General features: G+C 60.0%; 9 protein-coding genes and 1 pseudogene. 6 read left to right on the top strand and 4 right to left on the bottom strand.

Annotated elements, in window-relative coordinates:
- The first annotated feature begins 48 nt into the window (after positions 1-48).
- The 3 genes from kdpC to HX783_RS03800 all read left to right on the top strand — a co-directional run bounded on the left by kdpC (position 49) and on the right by HX783_RS03800 (position 4,110).
- On the top strand, positions 49-594 hold the full coding sequence (kdpC, locus tag HX783_RS03810; RefSeq protein ID WP_177016018.1) for a potassium-transporting ATPase subunit KdpC: 546 nt from the start codon (positions 49-51) through the stop codon (positions 592-594).
- 137 nt (positions 595-731) lie between these two features.
- Complete coding sequence (locus HX783_RS03805; protein ID WP_177016017.1) at positions 732-3,383, top strand: sensor histidine kinase KdpD; 2,652 nt, start codon at positions 732-734, stop codon at positions 3,381-3,383.
- 37 nt (positions 3,384-3,420) lie between these two features.
- Entirely contained in the window at positions 3,421-4,110 is a 690-nt protein-coding gene (locus HX783_RS03800) for a response regulator (protein WP_159954985.1), read from the top strand.
- Positions 4,111-4,232: 122 nt separating this feature from the next.
- On the opposite strand, the gene HX783_RS03795 is transcribed toward HX783_RS03800, so the two are convergent.
- Positions 4,233-5,270, bottom strand: coding sequence for a patatin-like phospholipase family protein (locus HX783_RS03795; protein ID WP_177016016.1), 1,038 nt, complete (start codon positions 5,268-5,270; stop codon positions 4,233-4,235).
- A gap of 216 nt (positions 5,271-5,486) precedes the next feature.
- On the opposite strand from HX783_RS03795, the gene HX783_RS03790 reads away from it, so the two are divergent.
- The 3 genes from HX783_RS03790 to HX783_RS03780 all read left to right on the top strand — a co-directional run bounded on the left by HX783_RS03790 (position 5,487) and on the right by HX783_RS03780 (position 7,458).
- Entirely contained in the window at positions 5,487-5,765 is a 279-nt protein-coding gene (locus tag HX783_RS03790) for a hypothetical protein (RefSeq protein WP_010176194.1), read from the top strand.
- A gap of 44 nt (positions 5,766-5,809) precedes the next feature.
- On the top strand, positions 5,810-6,571 hold the full coding sequence (locus tag HX783_RS03785; RefSeq protein ID WP_177016015.1) for a CHAD domain-containing protein: 762 nt from the start codon (positions 5,810-5,812) through the stop codon (positions 6,569-6,571).
- 89 nt (positions 6,572-6,660) lie between these two features.
- A complete protein-coding gene (locus HX783_RS03780; protein ID WP_177016014.1) occupies positions 6,661-7,458 on the top strand; it encodes an acyl-CoA thioesterase II in 798 nt (265 codons plus the stop codon).
- Between the two features lie 6 nt (positions 7,459-7,464).
- On the opposite strand, the pseudogene HX783_RS03775 reads toward HX783_RS03780, so the two are convergent.
- The 3 genes and pseudogenes from HX783_RS03775 to HX783_RS03765 form a co-directional block, all read right to left on the bottom strand.
- Positions 7,465-7,713, bottom strand: a pseudogene (locus HX783_RS03775) (terminase); the annotation flags it as partial.
- A 171-nt stretch (positions 7,714-7,884) separates the two neighbouring features.
- The gene (locus HX783_RS03770) at positions 7,885-8,289 is read right to left on the bottom strand and encodes an Imm50 family immunity protein (RefSeq protein ID WP_177016013.1); all 405 of its coding nucleotides are present in this window, start codon (positions 8,287-8,289) and stop codon (positions 7,885-7,887) included.
- On the bottom strand, positions 8,286-13,001 hold the full coding sequence (locus tag HX783_RS03765) for an RHS repeat-associated core domain-containing protein (RefSeq protein ID WP_177016012.1): 4,716 nt from the start codon (positions 12,999-13,001) through the stop codon (positions 8,286-8,288). The genes HX783_RS03770 and HX783_RS03765 overlap by 4 nt, the downstream gene beginning before the upstream one ends.
- Positions 13,002-13,084: the final 83 nt, after the last annotated feature.

Below are 13,084 nucleotides of genomic sequence, written 5' to 3'. Positions count from 1 at the left end.
CCTGGACGCTCCGCGTCCCGCGCTGATAAACGAATTGAGGAATCTGAAATGTCCAACATGATCCGCCCGGCCCTGAGCCTGCTGGTACTCATGACCCTGATCACCGGCGTCGCTTACCCACTGGTGGTTACCGGTGTCGCCCAAGTCGCCTTTCCGGCCCAGGCCAACGGCAGCCTGGTGCGCGATGCCGATGGCAAAGTGCGCGGCTCCAGCCTGATCGCCCAGGATTTTACCGGTGACAGCTGGTTCCACCCGCGCCCCTCGGCCGGCGCGTTCGCGACGGTTTCCAGCAGCGCGAGTAACCTTGGCCCAAGCAACCCGGCGTTGGCCACGCGCATTTTCGATGACGCGAACAAACAACTGGTGCCAGGCCAAGGGCCGGTGCCTCTGGCCTCGCTGACTACCTCCGGCAGCGGTCTTGATCCACACTTGCCTCCGCAGGCGATTGCCTATCAACTGGCGCGGGTGGCAGCGGCGCGGAATGTGCCGGTGTCTACACTGCAGCGCTTGCTGGATGAGCACATCGAAAGCCCACTGGTGGGCCCGCCGGTGGTGAATGTGTTGGCGCTGAACATGGCGCTGGAAAAACTCTGAGCCCCTTGTGGGAGCGGGCTTGCTCGCGAATGCGGTCGTTCAGTAAAAGATGTGTTGACTGATCCACCGCTTTCGCGAGCAAGCCCGCTCCCACATTGGATCTTCAGTGACTTGAATACCTGAAGGAACCGCAAAGCATGAGCGACTCCGGCCGCGCCGATGCCCTGTTAGCCGATCTGCCACGGGACGGCCGTGGCCGGCTCAAAGTCTTTCTCGGCGCCGCGCCGGGTGTGGGCAAGACCTACGCCATGCTCCAGGCCGCCCACACCCAGCTGCGCCAGGGCGTGCGCCTGCTCGCCGGGGTGGTCGAAACCCACGGCCGCGCCGAGACTGAAGCCTTGCTCAGCGGCCTGCCGCAGCAACCGTTGCTGCGCAGCGAATACCGTGGCGTGATGCTCGAAGAAATGGACCTCGACGGCCTGCTCGCCGCCAAGCCAAAGCTGGTGCTGGTGGACGAATTGGCCCACAGCAACGTCCCCGGCAGCCGCCATGAAAAGCGCTGGCAAGACATCCAGGAACTGCTTGCCGCCGGCATCAACGTGTTCACCACGGTCAACGTCCAGCACCTGGAGAGCCTCAATGACCAAGTGCGCGGCATCACCGGCGTGCAGGTGCGCGAAACCCTGCCGGATTGGGTGCTGCAAGAGGCTGACGAACTCCTGCTGATCGACCTGCCATCCCGTGAGCTGCTGGAGCGCCTGCGCGACGGCAAGGTGTATGTGCCGGAACAGGCCCGCGCGGCCATCGACGCGTTTTTCACCCAGACTAACCTGATGGCCCTGCGCGAGCTGGCGATGCAGACCGCCGCCGCCCACGTCGATGACGACCTGGCTCAAGGTTATCGCCAACTCGGCCAGGCCGCGCCGGCAGTACGCGGGCGTTTGCTGGTGGGCGTGGATGGCGATGCGCAGGCCGAACGCCTGGTGCGGCATGCCAGCCGCGTGGCCCAGCGTCGGCATTTGCCCTGGAGCCTGGTGCATATCGATAACGGCCGCGCGCGCGATGAGCAATCGCGCCTGCGCCTGCAAAACGCCCAGCAGCTGGCTGAGCGCCTGGGCGGCGAAGTGGTGTTGCTGCGGGCCGGGGAAGTGGCGAAAACGCTGATCCAGCACGCCGCCGAACGCCGCGCCAGCCTGCTGCTGGTGGGGCAGTCGCGCATGCGCTGGCGGCGTCGTCTGTTCGGCGGCGGGCTGGCGGCGCGCTTGTTGCGCAATGCGCGCGGCTTGGAAATCAACGTCCTCGACAGCGACGACATGCCCGCACCGCCGCGCCTGCCGGATGTACGCGGGCTGGTGTGGTTCGATTATGGCCTGGCGGTGGTCGCGACCTTCGTGGCGGCTGCATTGGCCTGGGCGGTGGCCAGCGTGTTGCCGCTGCCGAACATCTCCCTGGTGTTTCTTGCGGCGGTGTTGCTGGTCGGCGTGCGCAGCAGCCTGGGGCCGTCATTGGTGTGTGCGGCGCTGTCGTTCCTGACCTACGACTTTCTGTTTATCCCGCCGAATTTCTCCTTCGCCATCCAGCGTGAAGAAGATGTGTTGACGCTGTTGTTCTTTCTGTTGATGGCGGCGTTGACCGGCAACCTGGCGGCACGCCAGCGGCGGCAGCTGCAAGCCTTGCGCGACACCCAGGAAGAAACCAGCGAACTGCTCGACCTGTCGCGCAAACTCACCGCCGCCACCGATCGCCAGGCGGTGATCAGCGCGGCGGCGCATCACCTCGAAGGCTGGAGCGACCTGGACCTGTGCCTGGTCAACCGTGACAGCCAGGGCGACTGGAAGGTCGAGACCGGTTCGCCGCTGAACCTTACTGAGGCCGAACGCGCCGCCGCCGATTGGGCCTGGCAGCATGATCAACCGGCCGGCATGGGCACCGGCACCTTGCCGTTCGGGCGCTGGTGGTGGTGGCCGCTGTCGGGCGAGGAGGGGCCGCTGGGCTTGCTCGGCGTCAGCCCCAAACCGGGCCTGGAATTGAGCGGCCAGCGTCGTCGTCTGCTTACCGCCTTGAGCCAGCCGCTGGCCCAGGCCTTGGCGCGGGCGCAGCTGGCACAGGAACTGGAATCTGCACGCCTGCACGGCGAGACCGAACAACTGCGCAGCGCCTTGCTGGCGTCGGTGTCCCATGATTTACGCACGCCGCTGACGTCCATGCGCGGCAGCATCGACAGCCTGCTGGCGCTTGGCGAGGCGATTCCTTTGGAGGATCGCCGCGAATTGCTCGAAGGCACCCGCGATGAAGCCGAGCGCCTCGACCGTTATATCCAGAACCTGCTCGACATGACGCGCCTGGGCCACGGTGCCCTGAAGCTGGCGCGCGATTGGGTTTCGCCGGGTGATATCGTCGGCAGTGCGCTGGGCCGTTTGCGTGCGGTGCTGGCGCCGTTGCAGGTGAAGACCGACGTGCCTGCCGAGTTGCCGTTGCTGTATGTCCATGCCGCGCTGATCGAGCAAGCGCTGGTTAATGTGCTGGAAAACGCCGCGCGATTCTCACCCGCCCAAGGCCGTTTGGAAGTCAGTGCGGGCGTGGCGGATGACCAGCTTTTTTTCGCGGTGGCCGATGAAGGGCCGGGGATTCCCGAAGATGAGCGCGCGAAGATTTTCGATATGTTCTACACCGCCGCTCGGGGTGATCGCGGCGGGCAGGGCACGGGCCTCGGCCTGGCGATCTGCCAAGGCATGGTCGGCGCCCACGGCGGGCGTATCAGCGTCGCCGACGGCATTGATGGGCGGGGTACTTGCATCAGCTTGTTCCTGCCATTGCCGACTCAACCTGGCCTGGAACGCGAGGCTTGAGCTACCCTCTTTTTTTCACGGATTTTGATTGGACACCATGAGCCAGACCGCGACGATTTTAGTCATTGATGACGAACCGCAGATCCGCAAATTCCTGCGCATCAGCCTGGCCTCCCAGGGCTACAAAGTGATCGAGGCCGGCACCGGTAACGAAGGCCTGGCCCAGGCGGCATTGAGCAAACCGGATTTGCTGGTGCTCGACCTCGGCCTGCCCGACATGGACGGCCAGCAAGTGCTGCGCGAGTTTCGCGAGTGGTCGACGGTGCCGGTGCTGGTGTTGTCGGTGCGGGCGAGTGAAGTGCAAAAGGTCGAAGCCCTGGATGGCGGCGCCAATGACTACGTGACCAAGCCCTTTGGCATCCAGGAATTTCTCGCCCGCGTTCGCGCATTGCTGCGCCAGGCGCCGGCAGGAGAGGCCCAGGAAGCCGCCTTGAGTTTTGGCCCGCTGACCGTGGACCTGGCTTATCGGCGCGTGCTGCTGGATGGAGCCGAGGTGGCGCTGACCCGCAAGGAGTACGCGGTGCTGGCGCAATTGGCGCGGCATCCGGGGCGGGTGATTACCCAGCAACAACTGCTCAAGGATATTTGGGGGCCGACCCACACGGAAGACAGTCACTACCTGCGTATCGTGGTGGGGCATTTGCGCCAGAAGCTGGCGGATGACCCGACGCAGCCGAGGTTTATTGTGACTGAGGCGGGGGTGGGGTATCGGTTGTTGAATGGCTGAGATTATCGGTGCCTGAACTGGCCTCATCGCAGGCAAGCCAGCTCCCACCTTCGATATGTGAATACATTCAAAATGTGGGAGCTGGCTTGCCTGCGATGTAGCCCTCAGCCCCACCCAAAATTTCAGCTTTGCTCACTCTCATATTTGTCCAGCGTATCCCTGGCAATTTCCCGCCCCAGCGCGATCAACTCCGGCGCCTTGTAGAACTCGAAAAACCGGCACACGCGCTTGGGCACGTTGATCAGCACATCCGGCGGATACCCGGCGATCTTGTATTGCGCCAGCGACGTCTGCATCACTTCGAAACTCTGGTTGATCAAGTCCAGCAGCGACGCCGGCCCGACGTTGTCGATGATGAACGAACCGGTCGCCGACTTCGGTGCCCCGGCTTTTTCCGGCGCGGCGGCGGGTTGCTGGGATTCGGGCTCGGCCGACTCCAGCCAGGGGTTAATCTCCGCCGTCTGGGCCTGCAGTGCCTCCTGCTCCAACTTCATCAACTGTTCGGCTTGTTTTCGTCGAAACGGCAAATGTGAGCCCAATGACTTGGCCAAACTGTTAAAGCGGCTCTTGAACGCAGGCGGGCGCTGGATCACCGGCAGTTGGTAGTGTTTTTGATTGGTGGCGTTGAGGTTGACGGCGATGATCAGGTCGCAGTGGCTCGACACCACCGGCACGATTGGCAGCGGGTTGAGCAGGCCGCCGTCGACCAGCATGCGGTTGCCCTGCATCACCGGCGTGAACAGGCTCGGGATCGCCGCCGATGCCCGCATGGCCTGGTGCAGGCAGCCTTCCTGGAACCAGATTTCCTGCTGGTTGGTCAGGTCTGTGGCGACGGCGGTGTAGGGAATACGCAGCTCTTCGATATTGATCTCGCCGACGATCTTGCGGATTTGCCCGAAGACTTTTTCGCCGCGAATGGCGCCCAGGCGAAAACTCACGTCGACCAGGCGCAGCACGTCCAGGTAGTCGAGGCTTTCGATCCAGTTGCGATACTCATCCAGTTTGCCGGCGGCATAGATTCCGCCGACCACTGCGCCCATGGAGCAACCGGCGATACAGGCGATGTCATAACCGCGCCGTTCGATCTCCTCAATCACACCGATATGGGCGTAGCCCCTCGCCCCACCGGAGCCGAGCACCAAGGCAACACGCTTATTCATGGTCCATGTCCTTCCCAAGTCAGGTGCCCACAATGCACCCATTGAGGGGGCGGCTTCAATCTTCGCCGAGCCTTGTAATATTTTTCCAGAATAGCGAGCAGGCTCGGGTATGCTCTGACGATAGGCGCTTCTGATTTCAGGCGGCAAACAAGGCACTTTTCCTTGCGGGCAACGTCTACACCGTACGACTGTTTTTCTTTATTTGAGGTGTCATTGATGAAAGCCTGGATGTGTGTACCTGTGATCGTGTTGGCCCTGGCCGGTTGTGCCGGGAAAACCGCATACCGCGATAGCTGTGGCACGCAATTGGATGCGGCGTGGCATGAGCTGGACTTGGCCAAGGCCGAAGGTTTTGCCGGCACCGTGAGCTACTCCAAAGCCTTGTCCTTGTTGACGGGCGCCAAGACCCAGCAGCAATTCGAAGCGTTTGAAGGCTGCTCCAACAAGGCCGAAAAAGCGCGGTTCTATATTCGTGAGTCGCGCGCCGGGCGTTAACCTGTAGCACACACCAGGATTTTTCATCGTCAAGGGAGCAAGGAATGTCAGCTTTGGTCGATCAGTTAGTCGCTCAGGTCATTGGCCTGGAAGTAGGGTTACTGAGCTGCCAGGCTCGCCTTGCCGCCGTCACCGACGATGAAGCCTTGCACGACTTGCGCACTACCGTGCGGCGCCTGCGCAGTTTGTTGCGCCCATTGCGTGGTTTGCCGGGTGTGGAGCAGCTTGAGTTGGCCGCCAGCACGGTCGGCCAATTAACGACGCCGCTACGCGACCGCGAGGTCCTGGCGGCGTATTTGCATCAGCACGGTTATCACGATGCGGCTGATCGGCGCTTGCGCCTGCAGCCCGATGCCTATCGCCAAGTGGCGCAAAGCCCGGAGCTGGCGCACTTGCTGCTGATCCTCGATGCATTCCCTCGCTTTATCCGCGCCTCCCAACACCAGAAGCTACTCAAGGGCCTGCGCCCGCGCATCGAAAAGCGCTTGGCCAAGCAATGGCACAAACTGGGTGAAGCGCTCAAAGACCCGAACCACGATCGCCATCGTCTGCGCCTGCTGATCAAGCGCGTGCGCTACGCCGCCGAGGCTTATCCCGAACTGGACAAGCTGCCTGCCAAAGCCGTGTCGCGACTCAAACAAGCTCAAGGTGCACTGGGTGATTGGCACGACTGCTGGCAGTGGCTGGCCCAGGCCGGGCACCAAGCGGATTTGCAGCCCTGCGTGCCTGTGTGGCATCGCACCATGACCAAGGCGGAAAGCCAGGCCGATCGAGTGCTGGACAAACTCAGCGCGGATTGTTTCTAAGCCGGTCCGGCTTTTGGCCGGAATAGGCGCTGTACCTCACCGGCGCGATGGTTAAGATCCCTTATCGGTTTTCTTGATGTGAGGTCGCCATGCGCTTTAGTGATTTGCTCGACGCTGCCCGTCGCAACCCGTTGGACGTCACCATCCCCGCCGAATGGGCCCAAGGCCGCGCGACCTTTGGTGGCCTGGTGGCGGCGTTGCAATACGAAGCTCTGCGCGCCCAAGTGCCGGCAGATCGCCCTTTGCGCTCACTGGCCGTGACCTTCGTCGGCCCGGTCGCGCCGGATGTACCTGCCAGTTATCAAGTCGAAGTGCTGCGCGAAGGCAAGGCTGTCAGCCAGTTGCTGGGCCGCGTGGTGCAAAACGGCGAAGTGGCGACACTGGTACAGGCCAGCTTTGGTGCGTCTCGCGAGTCAGTGATTGAGGTCGCAAGCGAACCACCGCCTGCGTTCAAACATTGGGATGAATGCCAGGAACTGCCCTATATCAAGGGTGTGACCCCCGAATTCATGCGCCATCTGGCCATGCGCTGGAGCGTCGGCGGGCTGCCGTTCACCGGCAATAAATCACGCGACATGGGCGGCTGGGTGCGCCTGCGCGGTGATGTGAAGGAAGAGCCGCTGACCGAGTCGCACATCCTCGCCCTGGTCGACGCCTGGCCCCCGGCTTTACTCCCGCACCTGACCAAACCGGCACCGGGCAGCACGCTGACCTGGACCATCGAATTTATCCAGCCGCTGCAAGACCTGACCACGCTCGATTGGTGCCAGTATTACGTCAATATCGAACACGCCCGCGACGGCTACGGCCATGCCGCCGCGGCACTCTGGAGCCCAAGCGGGGAACTGATCGCCATCAGCCGCCAGACCGTGGTGGTCTTTGCCTGAGCCTCAGAACCGCTGGCTGCCTTGAGCTTCCAGCTTACGACCGTGGCGCTGAAGCGCCACGCCGGCCAACACGCCGATGACGCCGACGGCAAAACTGGCCAGGCTCAGGCTGAACACACCGGACGCCATCAACAGAAACCCGATGATCAGCAGCGGTACGGCAATTAACTGCAGCCCCAGGTTGGTCGGGTGCTGATGGGTTTCTGGGTGAATGCGCCATTGCCAGGCGGGGAAGTTGGGGTGACGTTTGCCCATGATTTTGAATCCTCTGTCCGTTGAAACAACATGGGGAGAGTTTAGGTGGGGGGCGGGCGGGGTGGCGAATTGGGGCTGGCTATGGGGGCCATAGTGTCTGACTACTTTGTTTGCATAACCATGATCTAATGTGGTCGGATCAATCAGATTGCACACACCTCTTTTCGCATCTCAGTAGCACGCTGAATCCGGGTCGTTGAAATATACAGATGGCCCACAGAGCGAAATATATTTCGCCTTGAACTCAATTACTGAAGTTGCAGATTTTGCTTGCAAGGCATAAAAATTTTCGTGTTTAGTTATTACCATTTTTAGTGGTTCCTTAGTCGGGATATTGCTGATTCTAACGTCGCTCAGACCTCCGCAATCTAAGCCTATCCGGCATGTATTGAACTCCTCCGGAATCCACTTTTTTGGTGGTGCGTCAGGAAGCTCCGAAATATCGAACCCTAAACCGATATTGGGCCTGTCATTGTCAATTGTCACAGAAAAAAGTGTTATTTCGCCTATTTCTACCGGATAGGTAAACACCTTGTTGAAGAAGATAGTATCTTCTAGATCATTCCAGTACTTCATTTCTTGCCTCGGAAGTAATAGTGGGCTTTGCCACCGTCTAATTTTCCATTTCTGGGCCTGTTTTTCGGCCGAAGGTTGAAATGTGATGTTTGATCACCCTTTCCCTCAGGTGCGGAAAATTTGTGTCCAGCTCCATGATCTTGAATTAGAATTTTAGAGCCGTCGGCGCGGGTGAACTCATACTCTCGCGTCATTATTGGTCGGCCTCGCTCATCTAGAACTTCATTATTTTGCTTGTCCCTCATTGATACCATTGAATATTGCCTTGTCTTCCCTAGTCTCGGATCAAGCACTGGGTCTGGGTGTTGCGTACGCGGAGCTCCTGCATCGACTTTAGCTTGTTTGAAAGCACCATTCCTTGAAACCTCTGGAGTAGACGGTTCGGCAGGTTTGTCACATGCTAGAGTTTTCCTACCTTTAGGTGGACAGTTGGCGCTTAACCCCGTTGGATCCACCCACCCCGTAGGGTTGGGCACGTACTGGTACGCATTGATCCCACCCGCCAGCTTCACCGGGTCAGGCGTCAGGTAACGACCAATATCTGGATTGTAGTAGCGGTGGCGGTTGTAGTGCAGCCCGCTTTCCGGGTCGAAGTATTGGCCTTGGAAGCGTAGCGGGTTGTCGATCTTGTTTATGTCGAGGCGGCTGATTTGGCCGTAGGCGCGGTAATGCGCGGACCAGACGATTTCGCCGTCTGGAGCGGTGAGTTCCTGCGGTGTGCCGAGGTGGTCGAGTTGGTAGTGGAAGGGCTGGGTGTCTTGAGGGCCAAAACCTTCCAACAGTACTAAGGGCCGAAAGCTGTCCGGCTCGTAGATGTAACTGCGATGACGATCGGCGTGATGCTCCGCAACCAGCTTGTCGCCTTGCCAGAAAAACTCAGTGGTTATCCCATCAACGGTTTTGCTGATCCGCCGACCGAACGGGTCATAGCGATAGCTGGCCGTTTTGCCGTTCGGTTGAGTAACGCCGATCAACCGATGCTGGCAGTCGTAGCGATACTCGGTGACGAGTTGATGGCCTTTACCGCGTCTTTGGCGGATCAGATTGCCGAAGGCGTCATAGTCATAATGATGATCGCCCTGAATCACCAGCCGATTCCCCGCCACGATGTCCGGGCCGGGACGATCCTGCATGAGCAGGTTTCCAGCCGGGTCGTGGCCGAAGCGCTCTTGCTGGTCTTGCGAGTGATCGGCCCGAGTCAGGCGGGCGAGGGGGTCGTAGTGGTAGTGGTGTTCGCCTTTGCGGGTGTCGAGCAGGCGGGTGAGGTTGCCGGTTTTGTCGTAGTCGTAGTGGCGGCGGTAGAGCTTGTGTTCTTCCTGGGTCACCGCGTGGGCGTGCAGGCGGTTTTGCTCGTCGTAGTGGTAGTGGCTGAGGAGCTGGCCTTGCTGGCGTTGGCGTTCTTTTCCGGTGTTGAACAGGTGAGACGTTAGGGTTTTGCCATTCAGCTCGACGGTGGCGAGGTGGCCGCCTTTGTCGTGGTTGAAGGTGAGGCGGTTGTTGTCCGGCAGGCGCAGGTTCTTCAGTTGGCCGCAGGTGTCGTAGCCGTAGCGCAGGGTGCCCCAGCCTTGGTGGTCGGCGGTGAGGCGGTTTTGGCTGTCGTATTCGTAGGCTAACGCCCAGTGGCCGTCGTCGACGCTGAGGAGGTTGCCCTGGCGATCGTAGGCATAGTCAACAACGTTGGAATCGGGAAGGGTTTTTCGTACAAGCCGCCCGGAAGCGTCTCGCTCGTAGCGGGTAATTAGCTGACTGCCGTCGTCGCCGTGTTCGGTCTTTTCCAGCAGGTTGCCGTTGAGGTCGTAAACGTACGCCGTACGCTGGCCATCAAAACCGATTTCTTGCTGGATCAGGCCGTTGGGGTGGTAATCAAGTCGGTAGGTCTCGCCGACTTCATTTTCGATCTCGGTCAGTAGCAACCGGGTGTTGTCATAGCGGTAGTTAACCTGGGTGCCATCGGCGTTGAGGCGACGGCTGATCAGGTGCAGGCCGTCGGCGTATTCGTAGCGGGTGACGTGGCCCAGTTCATCACGTTCGGAGGTGATTTTTCCGTACGGGTTGTAGCTGTATTCTCGCGCTGCGCCGCCAGGAAGTACGACACGAACCAACCGACCCACACCGTCCCACTGATACTGGGTCAGCGCGCCATGCTCATCCTCACGCGCAACCTGTCGCCCAACATCGTCATAGCGATAGCGTTTAACTCCACCGTTTGGAAGCTGTTCTTCAACAAGCTGCCCACGCTCATTCCAAACCAGCCGATGACAACCGTTATCCGGATACCAAACCCCAACCAGTTGCCCGTGTTTGTTGTAGGTGTAGTCCGTAACGTTGCCGTCAGGATCTGTCTGACGCGTAACGTCGCCCTGGTCATTGCGCTCATACTTCCAAACCGCCTCACCGCGCCGCACAACCCGTACGAACCCGTTGTCATGCTCGTAGGAAGTCGGCTCATCCTCCCCCGGAAACAGCGCCACCAAACGCCCAGCATCGTCGTACTGGTACGCCGTCACCGCGCCCAGCGGGTCCTGCTCAACCGTCAGTCGGCCCTTGTCGTCGTAGGATTTGAAATGCTCAGCACCATCAGGATCAATCCGCTGCACCAGCCGCGCGCGCTGGTCATGGACATACACTTCCTGACTGCCATCAGCGTTGTGAACCGTAACCTTGCCGTTGTCATCCCAGACATACCGCGTGTCCATCTGCGAAAAGCTGGCCCAATGCCGAACACACCGCGCGGCCTTGCCGGAACGTTCCCACTCCCAAAAGAAACTCGCCCCACCGGCCAATTGCCGCTCAAGAATGACGTGCTGCTCGTCGTATCGATAAACCTCGCTTTCGCCTACGGCATTGGTCGCCGAAACCAGTCGGCCAGCGTCGTCATAGGCGTAGGAAACGACGTTCTGCTCCGTCACCCAGACGTAGGGCTCACGCCCTTTGGCGCGATGAACCTGATAGTCCACCGCTACAATGCGGCCCAGTTCATAGCGCAAAAATAGAGACCGGCCTACACCGTTATCCAGCCGCTCAATCCGTCCCAAGCGATCACGAATAACCCGCAGCTGGTTGTCATACGCGTCGCTGATCGCTGTCAGAACACCGTCGCGAAAGTGATAAAAGCGCGATGCCTGAGCCAGTACCAGCTCATCGGGCAAATCGCCCAAATAGATCGCCGCTTCGGCCAGACTGTTAGTAATCGCCGGTCGAGCCACAGACGGCAAGGGCAGGGCAGTCGAGCGATTCTCATGATCCGTCCAAACCACCGAATCACCCGAAACCACCAACCGCTGCGCCAGCGAATGACTCCAGCCAAACCCCAACCCGCAATCCACTTCCACCGCACTGGTGCGGTACAACCGCGTCCACTCAAACGGCAAAATCCCGTCCAGCGCGCCATCGGTGAGGGTGAGCAATTCCTCGCCAGTGACCATCGACACCGGGCAGCCATTGGTGGCCGTTTTATCCGCAGGCGCCGTCGCATCGCCCTGGGGATTTTTCGCAGCGACAGGCACATCATCGACATGTTCCTGGCGCACCAACGTCGTCTGCTGGGTCTTCTTACGAACCGCAGGCACCGGGTTCGCAACCAGATTTTCCCCAGCCTTCAGCGGTGCAACCGGCACCGTCTGGATCCGAGTCGCCGGGCCACCGAGCAATAAGGGTTTAACCGTCTCGACATGGGCATCCAGCTTGGGCCCGACTATCTGATCCGCCAGCGTCTGCAGCCAGCCACGAACACGTCCGGACTTGATATGCCCCAATACTTGGGCACCCAGTCGAAGCTGCACGCCCATGCCTCGTGTTGCCCAGATCAAAACCAGGTTGATCAATACTTCGCCAGTAATCTCACCCATCAGTTCATACATCTGAGGCGGCGGCAGCAGGCGTATCCAGCTGACCATCGCTGACAGATAGATGAACAACAGCGGCTCATCGCTGAGCACCAGCAGGCCCTGTGCAATGGCGTCTTTGCTCAGTTTCAGCAGTTCATCAAGTTCGGTTTGGGAAATGTACTGGAGCAACTTCCGGCTATTGGTTCTGATGTCCGCCAGCAGGTCATACAGTTGCGTGATGTTGTCCCAGAGGTTGTAGAGGGCTTGGCTGATGCCGCTGACAAGCGCCACGCGTTGCAGCGCGCTACGTTCGAAAGGGGTGGCTTTGGCGAAGTCTTCCCACTGTGCCTTGAAGATTTTCGCCCATTCCTCGCTCAGGCGTGTTTCCAGCCCAGCTATCACCCGCTGATAAGACGCATACAGCGCCTTGACGTGGTCCCTGGAAACGTTTGGGTAAAAGGTGATTTTGTACCGCTGATCGCGGGTACATTCGTTGACTTCAAGAATGCCGCTTGGGCCAATGGTGTGATGGATCGGCGGCCCAACCGGGCTGCCATCCGCTGCAATGGCTTGCAGCATCACCGGCGTATTGCCGATGGGCACGAACTGCGTGCTTTCGAACATATGCACCAAGGTCAACGAACCCTGGGCCTTGCACATCGCAACGGTGGGACTTGGCGCTTTGGAAGAGACCGGCGCTACCAGTGCGACGTCTTCTCCCACTTTGAAAATCTGCTCGACCTCGAGTGTCGAACCACTCCAGAAGCGTTCGGCCCAGTCGTCAAAGGTGTTCAGGCACTCTCTGAAATCACGCAAGACGCTTTCAACATCCGGCGCGTTGGCGTCCATGGGGGCCAGGACAAACCCGGCAATCACCGGGATCAAAAGGCAGCCCTTTCGGGCGAGGCAGTCATGGAGAAATACATCGGCGGTCCCTCGCACTGAATAGTCAGGCGAGAGACTTTGGA

Source organism: Pseudomonas sp. D2002 (genome assembly GCF_013385735.1).
Classification (GTDB): domain Bacteria; phylum Pseudomonadota; class Gammaproteobacteria; order Pseudomonadales; family Pseudomonadaceae; genus Aquipseudomonas.
The sequence above is the reverse complement of the archived record's forward strand: the minus strand, read 5'-3'. Positions and strand labels throughout refer to the sequence as shown.

What these genes read in the sequence shown, in the direction of transcription:
- kdpC (WP_177016018.1), top strand. Translation starts at nt 49, where the DNA reads ATGTCCAACATGATCCGCCCGGCCCTGAGCCTGCTGGTACTCATGACC.
- HX783_RS03805 (WP_177016017.1), top strand. Translation starts at nt 732, where the DNA reads ATGAGCGACTCCGGCCGCGCCGATGCCCTGTTAGCCGATCTGCCACGG.
- HX783_RS03800 (WP_159954985.1), top strand. Translation starts at nt 3,421, where the DNA reads ATGAGCCAGACCGCGACGATTTTAGTCATTGATGACGAACCGCAGATC.
- HX783_RS03795 (WP_177016016.1), bottom strand. Translation starts at nt 5,270, where the DNA reads ATGAATAAGCGTGTTGCCTTGGTGCTCGGCTCCGGTGGGGCGAGGGGC.
- HX783_RS03790 (WP_010176194.1), top strand. Translation starts at nt 5,487, where the DNA reads ATGAAAGCCTGGATGTGTGTACCTGTGATCGTGTTGGCCCTGGCCGGT.
- HX783_RS03785 (WP_177016015.1), top strand. Translation starts at nt 5,810, where the DNA reads ATGTCAGCTTTGGTCGATCAGTTAGTCGCTCAGGTCATTGGCCTGGAA.
- HX783_RS03780 (WP_177016014.1), top strand. Translation starts at nt 6,661, where the DNA reads ATGCGCTTTAGTGATTTGCTCGACGCTGCCCGTCGCAACCCGTTGGAC.
- HX783_RS03770 (WP_177016013.1), bottom strand. Translation starts at nt 8,289, where the DNA reads ATGAAGTACTGGAATGATCTAGAAGATACTATCTTCTTCAACAAGGTG.